General features: G+C 41.0%; 12 protein-coding genes, 2 rRNA genes and 1 pseudogene. 8 read left to right on the top strand and 7 right to left on the bottom strand.

The genetic code is table 11. The features are described 5' to 3' along the window. Positions 1-505: 505 nt before the first annotated feature. Positions 506-1651: a restriction endonuclease subunit S gene (locus IPO83_06130; protein ID MBK9730847.1), complete on the bottom strand. Its 1146-nt coding sequence runs from the start codon at positions 1649-1651 to the stop codon at positions 506-508. After that, positions 1648-3750 carry an SAM-dependent DNA methyltransferase gene (locus IPO83_06125; GenBank protein MBK9730846.1) on the bottom strand — a complete coding sequence of 701 codons (2103 nt, stop codon included), beginning with the start codon at positions 3748-3750 and terminating at the stop codon, positions 1648-1650. The genes IPO83_06130 and IPO83_06125 overlap by 4 nt, the downstream gene beginning before the upstream one ends. 104 nt (positions 3751-3854) lie before the next feature. Between IPO83_06125 and IPO83_06120 the strand changes: the two genes are divergently transcribed. The 5 genes from IPO83_06120 to IPO83_06100 all read left to right on the top strand — a co-directional run bounded on the left by IPO83_06120 (position 3855) and on the right by IPO83_06100 (position 7572). Next, positions 3855-4355 (top strand): hypothetical protein, encoded by a 501-nt coding sequence (locus tag IPO83_06120; GenBank protein MBK9730845.1) that lies wholly within the window; start codon positions 3855-3857, stop codon positions 4353-4355. Between the two features lie 68 nt (positions 4356-4423). Then, positions 4424-5227 (top strand): hypothetical protein, encoded by an 804-nt coding sequence (locus IPO83_06115; protein ID MBK9730844.1) that lies wholly within the window; start codon positions 4424-4426, stop codon positions 5225-5227. Positions 5228-5432: 205 nt separating this feature from the next. Continuing rightward, positions 5433-6125, top strand: coding sequence for a hypothetical protein (locus IPO83_06110; protein MBK9730843.1), 693 nt, complete (start codon positions 5433-5435; stop codon positions 6123-6125). 609 nt (positions 6126-6734) lie between these two features. Then, positions 6735-7163, top strand: a complete 429-nt coding sequence (locus IPO83_06105) for an HD domain-containing protein (GenBank protein ID MBK9730842.1) — start codon at positions 6735-6737, stop codon at positions 7161-7163. Between the two features lie 85 nt (positions 7164-7248). Beyond that, positions 7249-7572, top strand: a complete 324-nt coding sequence (locus IPO83_06100; protein ID MBK9730841.1) for a hypothetical protein — start codon at positions 7249-7251, stop codon at positions 7570-7572. Positions 7573-7875: 303 nt separating this feature from the next. Here IPO83_06100 and IPO83_06095 read toward each other — a convergent pair. After that, a pseudogene (locus IPO83_06095) lies at positions 7876-8057 on the bottom strand (DUF4142 domain-containing protein). A gap of 544 nt (positions 8058-8601) precedes the next feature. On the opposite strand from IPO83_06095, the gene IPO83_06090 reads away from it, so the two are divergent. From IPO83_06090 to IPO83_06080, 3 genes are all read left to right on the top strand, one after another. Continuing rightward, positions 8602-11508: ribosomal RNA gene (locus IPO83_06090) — 23S ribosomal RNA — on the top strand. A gap of 123 nt (positions 11509-11631) precedes the next feature. Next, positions 11632-11743 (top strand): 5S ribosomal RNA (rrf, locus tag IPO83_06085). A gap of 411 nt (positions 11744-12154) precedes the next feature. Continuing rightward, positions 12155-12730: a hypothetical protein gene (locus tag IPO83_06080; protein MBK9730840.1), complete on the top strand. Its 576-nt coding sequence runs from the start codon at positions 12155-12157 to the stop codon at positions 12728-12730. 194 nt (positions 12731-12924) lie between these two features. On the opposite strand, the gene IPO83_06075 is transcribed toward IPO83_06080, so the two are convergent. The 4 genes from IPO83_06075 to IPO83_06060 form a co-directional block, all read right to left on the bottom strand. Beyond that, positions 12925-15078 carry a GH92 family glycosyl hydrolase gene (locus tag IPO83_06075; GenBank protein MBK9730839.1) on the bottom strand — a complete coding sequence of 718 codons (2154 nt, stop codon included), beginning with the start codon at positions 15076-15078 and terminating at the stop codon, positions 12925-12927. Between the two features lie 285 nt (positions 15079-15363). Next, the gene (locus IPO83_06070; GenBank protein MBK9730838.1) at positions 15364-17349 is read right to left on the bottom strand and encodes a glycoside hydrolase family 127 protein; all 1986 of its coding nucleotides are present in this window, start codon (positions 17347-17349) and stop codon (positions 15364-15366) included. Next, positions 17346-18179, bottom strand: a complete 834-nt coding sequence (locus IPO83_06065) for a sugar phosphate isomerase/epimerase (protein MBK9730837.1) — start codon at positions 18177-18179, stop codon at positions 17346-17348. The genes IPO83_06070 and IPO83_06065 overlap by 4 nt, the downstream gene beginning before the upstream one ends. Continuing rightward, positions 18169-19002, bottom strand: coding sequence for a phytanoyl-CoA dioxygenase family protein (locus IPO83_06060; GenBank protein MBK9730836.1), 834 nt, complete (start codon positions 19000-19002; stop codon positions 18169-18171). Before IPO83_06060 ends, IPO83_06065 begins: the two co-directional genes overlap by 11 nt. Between the last annotated feature and the right edge of the window lie 114 nt (positions 19003-19116).

The raw sequence follows: 19116 nt of genomic DNA, 5'->3' as shown, positions 1-19116 counted from the left end.
TCCTTTGCAAGGTGATGAACAACCGAAATACCGACGGGATAAATGAGATTTTTGAAATTTATACTCTTGATTTCATTAAAGAAGTCCTTCGCATTTACGTCTGGTCTGCCTTTAAATTTAGCCAACAATTCCCACTTGTATATTTCACCTTCCAGGCGATATTTCCGGACATGCTCTTTGTATTTTTCTATTAATTCTGATATTATATCCATTTCATTCTTTTTTCTTACTGTAAAACCAAACTGCCGAAGAAAATCATTAACAGGTTCACCTCCAGCACGTGTGGGAATATTAATTTCTGGATGATTTTCTGATATGTAATCCATCGCAGATCTTAAAACTAATTTTGGAGGATAGGATTTTCCGTTATTTACAAAATCATATTTCCTACTGTTGTTTTGTTTATCCCACTTATTAGAATCTAAATGGGATATGGCTTTTTCAATGCCCTTCAACCATGCCTGTTTATCCTTCTCTTCCATATTCGGATATTTAAATTCAATTTTTAAACTTCTATCTCTCCACTCATCAATCTCGGCAACAATAAATCCCGCGCCTCCCGAAGTTTGGTGTTTTGCTGGTGAATGTTTTTGATTAATTGATAATTCGGGGTCATTTCAAAATTGAAAATTTTCAAATCAGCTTCTTTGGGAATTGTAACTAAAAGATTTTTAATTACTTGTTGACTAATATTTTCTTGAGCCGCGCCCATTCTGAAACTCAAAACATATTCACGATTTTCAAGTAACCAGTTTAAAATGTAGTAATTGCTTCGAACCTTATCTTTTTCAACAATGGCACAACATGCCTGATTTGTTGTAGAAGGCATTGAAAGCATACCTAGCTTACCAATAGTAGCTCCATACATTGCCATTATCACTGATCCGGTTGGAAATAATTTGGCGGAAGATTTATCAACCGCCCCTTCAGTTATTTTCTCTTCACTTTCTAATAAAATACTATCAGCTAATTCTTTTGATTTAAACCAATTAATTTCTCCTGTAAAATATTCTGCATTAGATCTTGATGGTGTTCCTCCTGAACTTGTATCATATAAATCAGAGAGTTTGTATTTATCAACTTTATCCATCAACATGTAGCTAACAAACGCCTTCTCCTCCAACAATTCTATTCGCTTCAAATTGTTTTCTATCAAATCATCATAAGCCGATAAGATGGAGGCGATTTTGTGTTGGGTGGGGAGAGGAGGAAGTTCAATTTCAATTTCGCCAAGATCAGTTCTCGAAAGCTCTAATTGTTGGGTTGAACCTTTTCCCAACGCTTCAATGTATGGTTCTTTAAATGAAATTAAATGGCCCAAATAGAAAGGATCCATATTTTCTCCAGCACGAACAATTGTAATATGTGTATCCACTAAAAGGGGTTCCTCAAAATCTGTTTTTATTTGTGCTGATCTTCCTAATGTTCCTTTGCCTGTTGAGTTAATTAAGATATCTCCTCGTCTTAAGAATTTTTCTTCTGGTATATCTTTTAGGTTATCACACACTTTAGAAAATTCAAAATGAATTCTTCTTTGACGAATGCATTTCTGATTGATAATTGTAATTCCATCTCCTTCAACATATCTAGGAGAAATACCTCTTTTCAAATACAAGGTTTCATTTGCAAGATTGCTTTTTTTGAATTTCATATAGCAATCTCTTTAAAATTACCTGCAATAGCATTAGCCAAAGCGATAGCTTCCTCATTCAATCCTTCCAATTCAATGTGTATTTCATTAAGGCGTTCTTCGTAATCAAAATCATCATCAGTAGCAGTATCAACGCCGACATACCTGCCAGGGTTTAAACTCCAGTCTTTGCCTTCAATTTCTTTTTGGGTTACTACTTTGCATAAACCTTCCACATTGGTATAAATACCATCCGGGAAACGGCTTTGCAGCCAGTGGGCTTGTTTCCAGAAATATTCGGTTTCGTGTAACAGTCCTGGTTCATCTTCATTGGGGTTGCCACTGAGTTGTAACTGTAAGACACGTAGTTGATCGAGTTGTTCTTTCAGGTTCAACTCTTTCCAGTCTTTGTTTTTGTTCAGTTGGTATTCTTTTGTAGCAGTTGCAATGGTGTCCAGCAACTGTTTAACAAGTTTGTCCTGTGGCTTACGGATGGCTTTGCACAGATGTGCTATGTTTTCTAAAGTAGTTGTTTCAGTTTTTCTCATTGCCGGGCCCATGTTCACCACCTCAACAAGATTATTTTGTTGTTTGTAGATGCTGATGGTTTCTATCTGCTTTAGCGCATCCTTAAACGGGGTAACTGTTGTGTTTTCTTCGTGGTATTTAGCAGCAAAATCGTAAACCATTTGATACACTTTCTGCAATTTCTTTTGCAATGCAATGGTTTCTTGAGCGGTTTCTTTCGCCAAAGCGGAAGCTGTTTCCAAATAGCTTTTTACAGTGCGCTCAAACTTTTTAGTGTTGCCCCTGTAGAGATTTACAATACAAATTAAGTTTTGTAGTTGCTCTGGGCTAAAGTCATTTACCTTGCTGGTTACCTTGCGGTAAATTTTTCGGGCATCCAGCATCAGCACGGTATCTGCATTGCGCTTGCCCTTAGTTAGTGGAATGAGTTCCTTTCCACGATCAAAAAACCACAGAGTGCAAGGTAATGATCGGGTGTAAAAGAAGTTGTTGCCAATAGCCAGCATCACATCTACTGCTCCGGTTTTTACCAGCTTCTCGCGGATATCTTTTTCGCTGTGTCCAGCATCGCTTGCAGAAGAGGCCATTACAAAACCTGTCCTGCCACCAGAGCCTTTAATTGGTGCTTTGAGATAGGAATAGAAATATTGTATCCACAGATAATTGGCGTTGTCGTTCTTCGGCAAACCGAACGACAATCGTGGGTCGCGCTTTACAATATCTTTTGCTTTGTCAACTCCATCCACATTAAAAGGCGGATTGGCCATTACAAAATCACACTTGCCTCTTAAATCGTGTTTGTCTTCATAAAAGGTATTGCCTTCCTGTATGTTTCCTTCCAAGCCATGCACAGCTAAATTCATTTTAGCCAAGCGGGTATTTGTTTCCGCTTTTTCCTGTCCGTAAAAAGTAACTTTTTCTGCCGGTTTCAGGCCTTCACTTTCTATAAAATAGCCGGTCTGTACAAACATGCCTGCACTCCCACAAGCAGGATCGAAGACTGTTCCGTGATCCGGCTCAATTACATTCACAATTGTTTGCACCAGGCTGAAAGGCGTAAAAAATTCTCCGCCTTCCTGTGCACCGGTCATGGCGAATTTGTTGAGGAAGTATTCATAAATTTTCCCGAACACATCACCTTCTGCTTTCTGCAAAACTTCTTTGTTGAAAATGCGCAGCAACTCCTGCAATAAATCTTTACTGAAAATGGAATAGTTCTTAGGTAAAATGCCAATCAGTTTAGGGTTGATTTCTTCTATTGCCTTCATGGCTTCGTCAATGGCAGCACCTAAATCACTTCCTTCAGGGAGTGAAACCAATTTGTCAAACCGGGAATTCTCCGGCAAAAACATCGCAGATTTTTCTTCAAAGTCTTTGGGAGTTACTTTCCGTTTACCTCGTTGCGGATGTGTGGGTAAATTCTTTTCAATTTCGTCCCTTACTTTTTCAAAGCGGTTAAAGGCATGGCGAAGAAATATCAAACCTAATACGGGCATTGAATATTCGCTGGCCGTCAACTTGCTATTAGCTCTTAGCTGGTCGGCGGCTCTCCAGAGCTCGGCTTCTAATTTTCGTAGTTGGTTACCTGTCATAAAATTTTACAATAGCCTTTAGGTTCTCAAGATCGACAAAAAAAGCATTTGATTCATATTCTTTATAGGGAACACCAAATCCAGCAATTTTGCTATTCAATTAATTGAATTATGAATATTCCACGGAAGAAATTAGTGAGAGTGAGAATCTAATAGCAACTCGCAAATTTTTTTATGACGATTCAACTATTGACAAGGCAGCTATTCCGCTTGTTAAGATTGAAGAGCGCTTAACAGGCAATTACGAAAATAGGTATGGATTCATTGATTATGCAGCCGCAGATTTTGCGGATACTCGTGAAGCATATCCAAGCCTTTCTTATGAACAGATTGCCCATAAAATTTTAGCTGGATGGAAGGAATCGAGTCAAAGCAATAAAATTCTTTTTAAGAACAGTTCGCCTCTGGTTTATTTCCGTAACTACAATCTGTTTGCCCTTACTCCTTATTTCGATCTGAAAAATGTTTCTTACAACAGAATTCTAATTCGGCAAACAAAGTATTCATTTGAGCAATCACTTGCGCGCTATAACTTGTTCCTGGGAAATTATGAACCGAGCAGGTATTATCTTGATATCGAACACGTAAATTTCATATCAAAATGAATATACATTGGATTATAATCTCTTAGTTTGGCAAAGTTTTCTTTCTAGCAGGTAGTGATACTAAAATTATGACTTATCAGGAACTTTTAAATACAGATGAATGGAAAGCAAGAAGAAAAAGCATTCTTTTGAGGGACCTGAATCAATGCCAAAAATGTCAGAATCAAAGAATAGTAGATCCTTTTAAACGTGGCTTGTTGACAATAAAAACAAAAGTAAAGGGCGGCTTCACCCTCATTCTTCATGGAAAGGAATTACCTGGTAACATAGCTTACATTTCTGAAGACCAGTCAGGAAAATTTCAAGTGCTTGATACCGTTTTTTTTGAAATTGAAAAGGAAAAGGAGTTGGTAAAAATTATTGCGAGCCGTGAGAGCCATAAAACTGAGTTTGATTCTAATTTGGTAAAAGTTATAAATGCACATAATTTAATAGAATATGTAAGAGTCCAGGAGAAAGAGAATAGAATTTTGGCTTATCAAATCAGGCACAGGCAACAACCGAGCGTGAGTAGGAAAGAAAATGAGAGTTATAAGCTTTTCCAATATGGAAAGGAAAATTTTTCCAAAAAGAACATAAAAGACTTGGAGTGGAGATTTGTGAACGGACTTCATGTCCACCACCATTATTATCAGGTTGATCTGCTTCCATGGGAATATCCAGACGCTGCCTTAATAACATATTGTTGGCTTTGTCATGAGGATCTTCATAAAAATGTGGAAGTTCCTGTTCTAAGTAAAATGCATAAGCAAGTTGATGTTTATACTCCATGTCCGAGATGCCACGCAGCTGGGGAATTCCCCCAGTATAGACACGTGGAAATGGGCATTTGTTTCAAATGTCATGGAGCCAAGTATGTTGAGTTATTTTAAACGTTTATAATAATATTCTGTGTGCCCCGTTGTCGGGATTTTCAATCACAAGTGTGCTAAATTTCTCGTTAGTCTCAATTTGTATTTCTATAAATTATACCGACTCAGGTCGCCGGTAGTGATTTATCAATCCCACTTCTTGAAAGGTAAACACGGCTCTCATTCGTCAAAAGTGATATCTGTAAGCAATTACTATTTTTGAAAGATGGATAAGCTTACATTGTTTCGTGGCATTTCTGTTCCCGAGGAAACCGAAGATATGTATATGGACAGAATTAAAACGAATGGAATAGGTGGAAATGAAGGGAAATGGAAAATCACAGTTTTCGATTTAAAAAATCATTTACAAGGTTTATTTTATAAGGACAATCTATCAACGGATGATACTCACTCTGGAAATAAAATTAATGGAATATGTGCAGCTGATAAATTGGGAGCAATATATTATGCAGTAAAGCACAATCGGAGTGCCAGTTCACCAATTCCACTTTTGATTTCATTTGACGTACCTCTCGAAAATGTTTGGATTGACGGGAGAGACTTCCTCTATACGATTTTCCAGATGTGGGATAAAAAATCGAATGACAATTTTATTAATTCAAGAAATATTCTGGCTGAGACATTTGGGAATTCAATTTTACAATATTTTGATCATTGTCATAATTCAAAATCTCAGGAAAGGGTTGCATTTTGTGACCTAGCCATTAACGATCCTAATGTTATTAGGGAACATTACCAAAATTCTACAGTTATCTTCGGTAGACATGGCACAATGTTTCGCAGTGCTTTTATTGTGAAGCCACCTATCTCACATTTCCAAATAATTTCAGTAGAAAAGGTTGATATCTTCATTCCTCCTTTTCAAAAATCATATAGGTTGATTGATATTATAAGCTAATTTCAACTAAAAGGCTAGCGTGTTTTAGATGCATTATAATTCTTACAAATGGTTTTCTTCAGCGAGTCAAGCATTTATTACTTTTTCAAAGTTGAGCACCTCTGCCCCGCTAGGCAAGCCTTTCAAACTTTAAGAGAGAGGTAAACTTGCGCTGTTACTTTCGATAGAATTAGTTGGCCTTTACAAATTATATAAACCATCATCCAAAAGCCAAGAGGGGGACAGACATCAATATTGAATTATCAAGATTAATGTCTGTCCCCCAAATTTGCGGCGGGAGAGGGATTCGAACCCCCGGACCATTACTGATCAACAGTTTCTTAGGCTGTCGTCTTAAGCCACTCGACCATCCCCGAGATGAAAACACCATCTCGATGATATTCCAGTTGAGCACAAATTTACATTCTTTTTAAAATGTAGCAACTACAAGAAAACTTATTCTGTCACCTTTTTCGTTGGGGGGAATTTGTAATCCCGTCCTAATGAGCGTCGAATTTTAAATCCGATAACACCGTATCTCTTGCACTCGTGAATATTCGGACTTTCAACTAAGGAAGCTCATAATTTCTATTATTGGAAAACTGCAATTGTAATTTACTATTTTGCAACATGAACCTAACACGGGCAATTAACATTGCAATAGACGCACACAAAGATCTAAAAGATAAGGTCGGCAAACCCTATATCACGCATGTGATGCGAGTGATGGAACGTTGCAAAACGGAAGAAGAAAAAATAGTAGCTGCATTGCATGATGTGGTTGAAGATACTTCCACGTCAATTGATGATCTGCGAAAAGAAGGGTTTAGCGAAAAGGTGCTGGCCGCAGTAGCTGCTATAACTAAAAATAAGGGAGAGTCAAAATCACATTATATCGGACGTGTCAGAAAAAACACGCTTGCCATTCGCGTAAAGCTCAATGACCTGGAAGACAACATGGATATTCGCCGCCTGCCAAAGATCAGTGATACTGACGTGGAGAGATTGAGAAAATATTTGCAGATATACAAGTTGTTGCTGAAAGATATTTCTAAGTAAAAAAGAACTTCCAGGCGGTTGGTATTTGGTACCAATAACGGGTCTTCATTTAGCTACGGAAAAGACAATTAAAAATATTTATCCTATGATGCTTTCATACGGGGAATTTGTCGGAAAGATGAAACTGATTCCTGATAAGGTAGTTACCGCCAATGAGGCAAGCTATAACAATGTAAAGGTTGAAGGCGAGAATATCACCTATTTCAGGGGTAGCCGTGAATTCTTTACCGGAAAGAGAAAGCCCCTTGTAGAGAAGTTGATACTGAAAGAACTATTTAACGCCTATACATACCTGGATTTCATCAATAGGGATCTTGTTAGACCTTATATTTCAAGGAAGCAGTACGCTCCTTCTGTTGCATTTCTTAAGGCAACTGGATTGTATGATGATAAGGGGAACCGTGTTTAGCATAGTTTTAAAAACAGGCTTAAGAAATTAAGAGAACATACAGATAGAATGAAACCAGTTGTAATTTTCATATTTAAAATTTGGCTTTTCTCCTTCCTCTTTGCTCCTGCAATCACACTTTGCACCGCCGCCATGTCTTCATCATGAGGCACAGGTGCAAGCCAATGAGACACGGTGGTATTCAGAGCTATTATCCAGCATCCTCTAAACTGAAGCAGCTAAATCTTAATCTCACAGTCAGGTCAGATTAAGTTTTAGCTGCTATACAAAATAGCTTTATTGAAAGATAATTGATAAAGGCTCTTATCTCATTTTGTTCTTCAGCATTGACTGCACAGTCTGCGCAGAGTCCAGGTGCATTTGTAATACCGGTAATGTTTTAGCAACGAATGCTTTCACCTGTGCATCATCACCATCGTTAGCTTCTTTTGAAACTTCTCAATATCCTCCTTGTGATCATCCACCCCGTTAGTCCGGATATACAACTGCGCTGGTCGGGATTTTTTTTAATCCCGACCGATTGAGCATTTGGATTTTCAATCCAATCACATGACATGACGTTTATCAATGGAATGAAGCAAGCACTCGAGCCTGGCATTGTTGCCCGGTGATTTATGGTTGTTCGATACACTTCTTGACGCATCCTTACTCTTCTTTTCAGGTATTCCTCCGGAATTGCTTTTGATTTCTTCAAATCTTAATAATTGAAAATCAGCTACTTACGACGAACAGAATATTTTTTTTAAGCACATAGTTGTAACTTCAGAAAATGCCTTTACCTTTGTGTCCCGCTTTTGAAAAAGCACTCCCTTAAAAGTTCCTTAAAAACAACTGATTCTCCTCTGAATAATTGATGGGGAGGTGCCTTTAACGGCTGCTCGGTTACTGATTCAGTGAAGCCGCAACAACAGATAAGCTCATTTGTGTTGACGCAAGCTGAAGAATGTTCTTTGACATATTGAAACGGAAGTACAATTAAATTAAAATGAATTAACAATAACTCAAAATCGAGTGCGAGATATTGAAGATACGAAAGCAAGTAAGAGTATACGGAGGATGCCTTGGCTCTCAGAGGCGACGAAGGACGTGATAAGCTGCGAAAAGCTGCGGGGATCCGCAAATAGGAAGTGATCCGCAGATGTCCGAATGGGGCAACCCAGTACGTTGAAGACGTATTATTCCGGCGCAAGTCGGAAAGCAAACCCGGAGAACTGAAACATCTAAGTACCCGGAGGAAGAGAAAACAATTCAGTGATTCCGTAAGTAGTGGCGAGCGAAAGCGGATTAGCCCAAACCCCGATAACCACGGTTGTCGGGGGGTTGTAGGACTGCATTTAGAAACCATCATCAAGCAGAAGCTTCTGGAAAGCTGAACCAAAGAGGGTGATAGTCCCGTAAGCGAAAAATGATGGGGACGAGCAGTATCCTGAGTACCGCGGGGTCGGAGACGCCCTGTGGGAATCCACCAGCACCATCTGGTAAGGCTAAATACTCCTGAGAGACCGATAGTGAACTAGTACCGTAAGGGAAAGGTGAAAAGCACCCTAAACAAGGGAGTGAAATAGTACCTGAAACCGTATACTTACAAGCTGTGGGAGTTTCGATAGCAATATCGGGATGACCGCGTGCCTTTTGCATAATGAGCCTACGAGTTACACCTCTCTGGCAAGGTTAATGTCCGCAGGACAAGAGCCGCAGCGAAAGCAAGTCCGAATAGGGCGTTTAGTCAGTGGGGGTAGACGCGAAACCTTAGTGATCTACCCATGGGCAGGATGAAGTTCCGGTAACACGGAATGGAGGTCCGAACTTATTAGCGTTGAAAAGCTACAGGATGACCTGTGGGTAGGGGTGAAAGGCCAATCAAACTGGGAGATAGCTCGTACTCCCCGAAATGTTTTTAGGAACAGCCTCGGTTAAAACGTGTCATAGAGGTAGAGCTACCGATTGGGCTAGGGGACTTCACCGTCTACCAAACCCTGACGAACTCCGAATGCTATGACATAAAGCCGGGAGTGAGGCTTTGGGCGCTAAGGTCCAGGGCCGAGAGGGAAACAACCCAGACCATCAGCTAAGGTCCCTAAATCCATGCTAAGTTGATCAAACGATGTTTTACTGCTATGACAGCTAGGATGTTGGCTTGGAAGCAGCCATTCATTTAAAGAGTGCGTAACAGCTCACTAGTCGAGTGGTAGGGCGCGAAAAATAATCGGGCATCAAGCATGGTACCGACGCTATGGATTTGTCCCGACTTCGGTCGGGATGAATGGTAGGGGAGCATTCCAATTGCATCGAAGGTTCCACATGAGTGGGGCTGGAGCGATTGGAAAAGCAGATGTAGGCATAAGTAACGATTAAGCATGTGAAAAACATGCTCGCCGTAAGTCTAAGGGTTCCTGATCCACGTTAATCGTATCAGGGTTAGTCGGGTCCTAAGGTGTAGCCGAACGGCGAAGCCGATGGAAAATCAGTTAATATTCTGATACCGGCATATGTTGTGATGGGGTGACGGAGTAGTGAAAGGTCTGCGTTCTGACGGAATAGAACGTTGAAGCCCGTAGGTATAGGTTGGGTAGGAAAATCCGCCCGGCTTGCTGAAAGGTGACAGTACGGTGAGTCTTCGGACAAGCCGATAATGACCCTAATCAGACTTCCTAGAAAAACCTCTAAACTTCAGATGTATGCCGCCCGTACCGTAAACCGACACAGGTAGACGAGATGAGTAATCTAAGGCGCTCGAGTGAGCCGTGGTTAAGGAACTCGGCAAATTGGTCCTGTAACTTCGGAATAAAGGACGCTCTTCGCAAGAAGAGCCGCAGTGAAAAGGCCCAGGCGACTGTTTAACAAAAACACAGGGCTATGCTAATTCGTAAGAAGACGTATATGGCCTGAAACCTGCCCGGTGCTGGAAGGTTAAAGAAGGGGGTTCGGCGCAAGCCAAAGCTCTCGACTGAAGCCCCAGTAAACGGCGGCCGTAACTATAACGGTCCTAAGGTAGCGAAATTCCTTGTCGGGTAAGTTCCGACCTGCACGAATGGTCTAACGATCTGGGCACTGTCTCAACCACGAGCTCGGTGAAATTGTAATACCGGTGAAGATGCCGGTTTCCCGTCACGGGACGAAAAGACCCCATGCACCTTCACTATACCTTAACATTGAGTCTGAGTAAATGATGTGTAGCATAGGTGGGAGACTTCGAAGCGGCCTCGTTAGGGGTCGTGGAGTCGCAATGTGAAATACCACCCTTTGTTTATTTAGATTCTAACTCCGCATCAGCGGAGAACAGTGTTAGGCGGGTAGTTTGACTGGGGTGGTCGCCTCCTAAAGTGTAACGGAGGCTTTCAAAGGTACCCTCAGCACGGTTGGTAACCGTGCCTTGAGTGCATTAGCAAAAGGGTGCTTGACTGCAAGACCTACAAGTCGAGCAGGGACGAAAGTCGGATAAAGTGATCCGGTGGTTCCGCATGGAAGGGCCATCGCTCAAAGGATAAAAGGTACGCTGGGGATAACAGGCTGATCTCCCCCAAGAGCTCATATCGACGGGGAGGTTTGGCACCTCGATGTCGGTTCGTCACATCCTGGGGCTGGAGAAGGTCCCAAGGGTTGAGCTGTTCGCTCATTAAAGTGGCACGTGAACTGGGTTCAGAACGTCGCAAGACAGTTCGGTCTCTATCTGTGATGGGCGTTGAAATTTGAGAGGAGATGACCCTAGTACGAGAGGACCGGGTTGTACGAACCTCTGGTGTACCTGTTGTGTTGCCAAATGCAGTGCAGGGTAGCTACGTTCGGCCATGATAAGCGCTGAAAGCATCTAAGCGCGAAGCATTCCTCAAGATGAGATTTCGCAGGACCGTGGCAGACGACCACGTTGATAGGTGGCAGGTGTAAAGGTGGTAACATCAAAGCCGAGCCATACTAATTGTCCGATTGCTTTCTATTTTTTTAATTTTTCTTTGATTGTATTTCCGTTTTTCAATATTGTCACGATATAAGTCGGAAGTAATTAGTCCTTAGTCCTTAGTTGGGCTTCGGATAGCGTTCATTGCTTCATACTAAAGATTTTTTGGTGACTTTGGCGAGCGGGTCCACCTCTTCCCATTCCGAACAGAGAAGTTAAGCCGCTCAGCGCTGATGGTACTGCACCAAAATGCGGGAGAGTAAGTCGTCGCCAGATCCTAAACCCTGACCTTGAAAAAGGTTGGGGTTTTTTTTTGCCCGGAGTGAAAAAGTCGTTAGTTGTTAGTCCTTAGTATTCTCATAGAATGCGGTTACGAGGGTTTATCAGCGTTGCTGGTGCTGCATCCCTATATCCATTTCGGGAAAGAATAAGTTTGATTCGTTCGTCCAGAGTTATTACTCTTTAGTATCCTAGTGGTATGCAACATTTGGTTTTGATCCTGGCTTTAATTAAAGGACAACGAGCAGCCTTTTCATTTGATGATTAATAATTCCCAATGCTCCATGCAACCTAATACATATCCCGATTGACGGACCTTATTTACCTTTGGAGAAAGTAAGTCAATTGTTATTTTTTAAGCTCCCCATAAAAGAAATTAATCTCATATTTGTAACGAAAATCAGCACTATGAAAATAAAATCGATTCTCTTCTTTTTCCTGGCAACTTACGTGATTGCCTGTACTCCCTCTACTCAATTACAAAAAACGTGGACTGATCCTTCCGTAACACCTGAAACTTTTCAAGCATTTACTAAAGTCCTCGTGGTTGCCTCCATGACCGATGAATCTTCCAAAAGAATAGCAGAGGATAAGATTGTTGCCGCATTAAGGCCGGGAGTTGGTCAGCAATCCTACAGCTATCTTCAAGCATCCGACACTAATGAGGCGAAATTGAGTGCGAAACTCCTGAAGGATGGTTTTGATGGTATACTATTGATGCGACTTACAAACGTTGATAAAAGTGTTTCCTACAATCAAGGCGCCAGTTATGGCGGATGGTATGGCTACCGTTATTCAGAACCAGGATATTACTCCGAAGATAAAACCTACCTCGTTGAAACCAACGCATATTCCTTACAACCCAATAAATTGTTATGGTCAGGAACCACTGCCTCTATGAATCCAACTAAACTGGAGACCACTTTGGATGCAATAATTTATGCTGACAAGACCCAACTCTTAAAACAGGGATTGATTAAATAGTGCTCCTGTTTTTTAAAAAGCGTGGTTTTTTTATGCCTGCTGCGGAGGAGGCGCAAGATTTGAGTCTGTAAATCCCAGGGTTTTGTATCCGGATGGAATGCACTTATTGGTAGTGTTTGTGGCGTTGTTACTTCATCCCAAAATTCCGGTTGGGAAAGTTTGCTTGAAGGGCAGAAAATTTTTGACTTGCCATTTCACTTAAACTCCAAAGATCCGCCTTTGTTTATTGTTGTATGATTTATGAAAGCAGTGGAAACCGGCTGCTCATCAAAATAAATTCTGAGATTACGAGTTTCCTTCATTTCATTTTTAATGATGAACGATTTACCATTGCTGAGATGAATAACTGCTTTGGTGATCTGGGGCATTCCAAACACATATTCTCCGCTTGCAGGATTTACCGGATAAAAGCCAAGTGTTGAAAAAATATACCAGGCACTCATTTGCCCGCAGTCATCATTGCCAATCATTCCGTCGGGTGTATCGCTGTAAAATTGATGGCAGATTTGCGAAATAATTTCCCTGCCTCGTTCCGGCTTATCAGAAAAAGCATAGAGGTAAGCAATGTGATGGCTGGGTTCATTGCCATGGGCATACTGGCCTATCATGGCTTCCTGTCCTAAATATTTATTTGGGTTTGGAGTTTGAATACTGAAGAAACTATCGAGTTGCGCTGTAAAGTTTTTCTTACCGCCCAACAATTGCGTAATGCCTTCTACATCATACTGTGCCGGAGTCCAGAAGTATTGCCAGGCATTGGCTTCTGTATAATCTCCGGGATTACTCAACGGAGACGTTGCTGTTAAAGGATCAAATGGAATACGCCAATTTCCTTTGCTGTCTTTTCCTCTCATTTGTTGTGTGGTGGTATCATACAGGTTTTTATAAAGCACGGAACGTTTGTAATAGGTCTGCGCAATGTCTTTCTTGCCCATTTTATCTGCCATCACGGCAATGCAATAATCATCCACACCATGTTCGAGTGTTCTTGATACAGCTTCATTGTCTAAACTGTCGAATGGATAATAGCCATACTTGTCGAGCAAAGACCAATTGCTGTTATGGTGGTTTACCGTTGTTGATTGTATCATCTGCTTCAAAACTTCTTCTGCATCAAATCCTGAAAAACCCTTCAGGTAAGCATCGGCAATCACCGGAATGGAATGGTTACCAATCATGCAATAATTATCCTGTCCCCATACCGTCCAGATGGGAAGAAAGCCTGCTGCCTTGCTGTGTGCGATCATGGTATTCACAAAGCCATTCACTCTTTCGGGAACAAGGAGGGTGTACAATGGATGTGCAGCGCGATAAGTATCCCACAAGGAAAGCGTTGAATAGTATTCGCCATTCTCAGCAGTATGGATGGAATCATCAGCACCTCTGTACCGGCCATCCACGTCAGCAATATTAGACGGCTGAATAAATAGACGGTACATACAAGTGTAAAATATTTCTTTCTGACGTTGCTCCCCTTCAATATCAATCCTGCTTAAATAATTGTTCCAGCTTTTTTTTGCATTGGCAACTGTTTGTTCAAAGTCCCAATCGGGTAATTCTTTTTGCAGATTACTTTTGGCGCCGTTTATACTTACAGTAGAGAATGCAATTTTGGTTTTGAGACGTTTGTCCTTCAAATAAAAACTCAAAATATAACGGGGTGCATTTTCCAACGGCTTCCTTTCCAACTGTACTGAATAAGTAAATGGTTGATTGAAACTGATCACAAAAAAATATTTGCGCTCCACCCAGTTCTTTGTATGACAGTAACCTGAAATGGTGGTATCGTTTTCAATTTTTACATCGCTTTCCAATACCAGTGAGTCAGTAAGAAAATGCAATCCATGCTGTAGATCTACCAATAATTTTGCTTCGTGATCCGGATAGTTGTATTGATGGAAGGTGACTCTTTCTGTAGCTGTTAGTTGAACCTTTACTTTGTTATGTAGTGTAACAGTGTAATATCCGGGGGATGCTTTTTCTGATGCTTTCAGATAGGTTTCGCCAAAACTGTCTTTTCTTTCATCCGTAATGGGTTGCAGCAGCACATCGCCAAATTCATTAATGCCTGTGCCATTGGCTCTTGTCTGCGAAAAACCAAGGATGATGGAGTCTTTGTATTGATAGCCGCTTGTGTATTCCCATCCTCTGTCTGCGTTATCGGGTCCGGGTTGTACCATCCCAAAGGGTATACAGGGACCTGGAAATGTATGGCCAGTGCCATCTGTACCGATGAAAGTGTTTACGTATTGGGTGTAGTCGGTTTTTGTTGCGGGTGATTCTTCTTTACAACCCATCATGTTGAGCAAAGTAAAAGCGGAGAGCAGGATAATAGTTTGTTGCTTCATCTCAATTTATTTCTTCAGCAAAAAATCAATACGCTCAGTTGTTTTAATTTTTTAACAACATCAACAACCTGTAAATTGAAACGCGGCAGGTTTGATGATCACATTGTAAGAAGTTGTTTTGAAATCAATCAATATAATTGTTACATCGTTTACCCTTCGGCTGCGCTCAGGGTGCGCTTCTGGCAAAGCCGAACCAAAGAGCATTGTAAAAAAATTAATTGATTTCAAAACAGACCTTCTAAGTAACCGAGAGCTATTTGCAATCATTACTTTATGCACTAACTGTTATTTCTTTTTGAAAGTCACCTGCCTCAAAATGGTTTTCGACATCGGTATTAAATTTATTTCTTCCTGTATTCCTGATGCAGGATTGAATAATGTTGCGCTGAAATTTATTTCAGCGGGAAGAATATCTGATTTGGTGGGCCGAATAGTACTGTTGTCGGTGTACTGATAAATAGTAAGCTGATCAGGTGTGCAGGTGAATTCTTTTAGACCTGCTACCGGAAATTGCTTTGTTAATTTTTCTGTAGAAGCAATTGGATGTGCAAGCACGAGTGCGCCATAGGCGAAGTAATATTCACCGTTTGATGCCTGTTCGGTTATCACTGCTGCGTCAAAACGAATGGTGAAAGTGTCACCATCTTTCCATTCTCTGGTGATGACGATGAAGTCATCTTTTATTTGATGTGCTGATGAACAGGAAATTTTTTCAGCCCAAACAGGTTTTCTGACTTTGATCGAGAAGGGGATGTTTTGTTTTGTATTGATTTTAAATGTAATGGTGTTATCGAAAGGATAGTTGGTTATTTCCTGAATGAAAACCTGTTGTCCATTTAATTGTGTAGCCACTTCACAAGGACCAAGCAAAGTCGCAATCAGGTCATTTCCATTCTTCATCCACATACTTTGAATGTAAGCAGGCCCGATCCTTCCTGCATTCGGTACACAACAAACTGCTGCTTCTTTATGCACCGGTGAGTAACGGTATCTTGTTTGCTTTTTATTGGTGGTATCGCCATTCATTCCACCCGTCAGATAATAGGTATTGTCTGTTTTCAAATAGCAAATAGAATTCCCGGTAGGATACCTTGCTCCTTGTGCTGCATTGAAAAAAAGTTGTTCTGTTTTGTCTCCATAAGTGGCATCACCAGTTTTGGCAAGCAGACTGGTGTAGGCCTGAAGAAGTTCATGCAGGGAACAATATTCATAACCGGTGATGAGCGCATCTGCTTTTCTTCCGCCGATATATTCATCGCCAAGCGGTGCACCGGAAGGCGTGATACAAGCGGCAATTTTTTTCAGGAAATTATCCAGGGCAATTTTTAAATCAGGATTTCCGGACGCATAATACGCCGCTGCTACGGTACGCAGGTGCTCATAGGTATGTACGCCGTGTCCCTGTAGTGCAAGCGTGCTGTCAATGAGTTTTTTGTACTGTGCATCTTCATTTAAAACCTGACGGGAAAAATCTTTGTATAGAAAAAGACAATAATCAAGGTACAGTTGATTGCCTGTAAGCTGATACAATTTTTCAAGCACATCCGTAAATGCCAGACCGTGAGTAAGTCCGCCTGCATTTGGATTTACAGAGTGGAATGGATGGGATTGATCTTTAGGATAATTGACGATTACATTATCTACTGCCCGTTGTATCGCGTTTAAAACTGTTTGGTCATGGGTGTATTCATACCATCCGAGTAATCCACGAAGCAAGGTTGTTTTCGACCATAGCTCTCCGTTTTCATTGTCGAAATGATAACGCAACTCCTGATCGTAGATGCCTAAATAACCATCATCGTCCTGAGTGCTTATAATTTTTTGAATGTGCTTTTGAGCTTTATCCAGTGCAGCGGAATCATTCAAAAGTATGGCAGTCCTGATATAACCATCCCACCAGTTACTTTGTGTTTCACTGTTCCACCAGAGAAACTGCACCTGCCAGTCGCCACCTTCAGCAACAGCTCCTACATCTTTACCTTTTACATGTTTTGTCAAACGGTCTGCGCCATAGATATCGTCTGCCACCAGCAGATCAGGAGCTAACTCATCCAAGTGGCCTGTAAAACCATCCATATTTTCGCGAAGCTGCGATTGCAGCCAGCCGGTTGGTTTGACTGCATGGAGTGGTAATTGCTGAAACTGTTCGGGAACAGGTTTTATTTTTTGAAATGGATCAGATGTCATGCGCTGTGAGAAGGCGTTTTGAAATGAACACAGGTAAAATGCCGAAGCAAAAACGATGGCGCTGTGCAGTTGTGAATAGTTCATGGTGTAAGATTTTCCCGGAGGTAATTTTTCATTGCACTATTTATTTTCCATTGGTAAGCGATAGGTTTTTCTGAAGATGAAATAGCAGGCATATATGGAGTCGGACCAAACTCCGGACAAATTGTAAATGTTTCATTGCCTTGCTGATGATTGCAAAGAATGATTTCCTTCCACCAATCCAAAAATATTTTAAGATGGCCTTTCCATTCCGGCGCAAACGGATCGCTTACCTGCGGCGACTGTTCGTGACCTATTCGTGCATGCAGGTGAAGAATGTGTGGGAAGATCTTTTGAAGAAATGTCTCCTGATCTTGCAATAGACTTTCTGAAACCACACAAAAATGGGAGAGGTCACCTACAAGTTTCAGTTCTGGAAATTTTTCCAGATATGGAATTAAAGTAGTGGCATGAAATGAAAATCTGCCACGATGGGTTTCGTGCAAGATACTGATGCCTGATTTTGCGCTGATGTTCATGCAAGTTTCAATGATCCGGCAATTGTCGTCAAATGAATAATGATCTTTACCGGTATGCGCATTGATGAAATCAGGTTGGAAACTGACTAACTGCTGCAATCTTCTTTCCATGCTGCTACGGTATTCATCCACCTTGTTATTGACGGGTGAGACGATTGCTTGTGCAATGAAAACAAATTCAGGATTCATTGAACGGATGTTTTCAATGGTTTTTAGAAACTGATTAGTGAAAGAACCTTCAGCAGGCAGGTTGATTTCAATGCCATCAAATTCAGCGTCAATTACTTTGGCCACGAATGCCGTTGCTTCCAAATGTTCCTGTCCCCAGAAAGGGCATGCATATTTAATCTTCATCGCGGGAATAAAGAACGGGATTTAAAGGAGAGTTGATCACTGCTCCAACTTCAGCTCCGGGGCACCATTGATTCAGATCATTCATTTGATTTTCGTTTTCCGGCTTTTTCAGTTTCATTTCTTTGTCCATATAAATCATAGTCATCACTTTGCGCATCTCACCGCTTTTATTAGCGCCTGCACGATGAAACAACCAGCCGGAATGAAAACTTACTTCCCCTAATTCAAATGGTTCAACGATGTGCGGGAAATTATTTATTCTCAGATTGCGCTCTAGTTTTTCCTGGCTTTCATCGCTGATCATCAACTCACGTCCAGCTATGAGCTGGTAACTTTGAGCAGCAAATTCGAGCGGTCCCATTTCCAAGGGTGTTTCCTGCAGTGGAATCCAGACAGTGATGGTTCTGTCTGTTTCAAGCGGCCAGTAAAATTGATCAGCATGCCAGGGCGTATGACCTCCGCCAGGTTCTTTAAACAATGCCTGGTCGTGGTATAAGCGCGTACCGGAAACCTGCATCAGTTCAGCAGCAATCTTTGCAAGTCGTTTATTGAAAACAATTTCTTTTACTGCGTCGGATTTTGTCCAGATGTTCATGATTTGCAGGAATGCTTTACCATAAGTGTCACGTTCCTGCAAAGATTTTTGTTCGGTGTTCAATCGCTCCACTTCGCGGGTAATTACCTCATTCATGTATTGAAGTTCTTCAGGAGTCAACACATTTTTGATTTTGATGAAACCATTCTTTTTAAAGAAATCAATTTGTTCGTGGCTTATGGAATAGGTTTCATTCCACTTTGGTGCAAGTCCGGTTATGATGTTCATGAGCAGTTTTATTTGACACAAAAATGAGAGAAATTCCTATAGCCATATAACACGATTTATTCCACTGTTGGCACTATATTGACACTACAGTTTAATTTATAGATTTGTGTAATG

The sequence above is a fragment of the Chitinophagaceae bacterium genome (assembly GCA_016717285.1).
GTDB lineage: Bacteria > Bacteroidota > Bacteroidia > Chitinophagales > UBA10324 > JACCZZ01.
The sequence above is the reverse complement of the archived record's forward strand: the minus strand, read 5'-3'. Positions and strand labels throughout refer to the sequence as shown.

Excerpts from the sequence above, each read along its gene's own strand:
- IPO83_06080 (MBK9730840.1), top strand. The coding sequence starts at position 12,155 with ATGAAAATAAAATCGATTCTCTTCTTTTTCCTGGCAACTTACGTGATT.
- IPO83_06065 (MBK9730837.1), bottom strand. The coding sequence starts at position 18,179 with ATGAAGATTAAATATGCATGCCCTTTCTGGGGACAGGAACATTTGGAA.
- IPO83_06100 (MBK9730841.1), top strand. The coding sequence starts at position 7,249 with ATGATGCTTTCATACGGGGAATTTGTCGGAAAGATGAAACTGATTCCT.
- IPO83_06130 (MBK9730847.1), bottom strand. The coding sequence starts at position 1,651 with ATGAAATTCAAAAAAAGCAATCTTGCAAATGAAACCTTGTATTTGAAA.
- IPO83_06115 (MBK9730844.1), top strand. The coding sequence starts at position 4,424 with ATGACTTATCAGGAACTTTTAAATACAGATGAATGGAAAGCAAGAAGA.
- IPO83_06110 (MBK9730843.1), top strand. The coding sequence starts at position 5,433 with ATGGATAAGCTTACATTGTTTCGTGGCATTTCTGTTCCCGAGGAAACC.
- IPO83_06075 (MBK9730839.1), bottom strand. The coding sequence starts at position 15,078 with ATGAAGCAACAAACTATTATCCTGCTCTCCGCTTTTACTTTGCTCAAC.
- IPO83_06125 (MBK9730846.1), bottom strand. The coding sequence starts at position 3,750 with ATGACAGGTAACCAACTACGAAAATTAGAAGCCGAGCTCTGGAGAGCC.
- IPO83_06060 (MBK9730836.1), bottom strand. The coding sequence starts at position 19,002 with ATGAACATCATAACCGGACTTGCACCAAAGTGGAATGAAACCTATTCC.
- IPO83_06105 (MBK9730842.1), top strand. The coding sequence starts at position 6,735 with ATGAACCTAACACGGGCAATTAACATTGCAATAGACGCACACAAAGAT.
- IPO83_06070 (MBK9730838.1), bottom strand. The coding sequence starts at position 17,349 with ATGAACTATTCACAACTGCACAGCGCCATCGTTTTTGCTTCGGCATTT.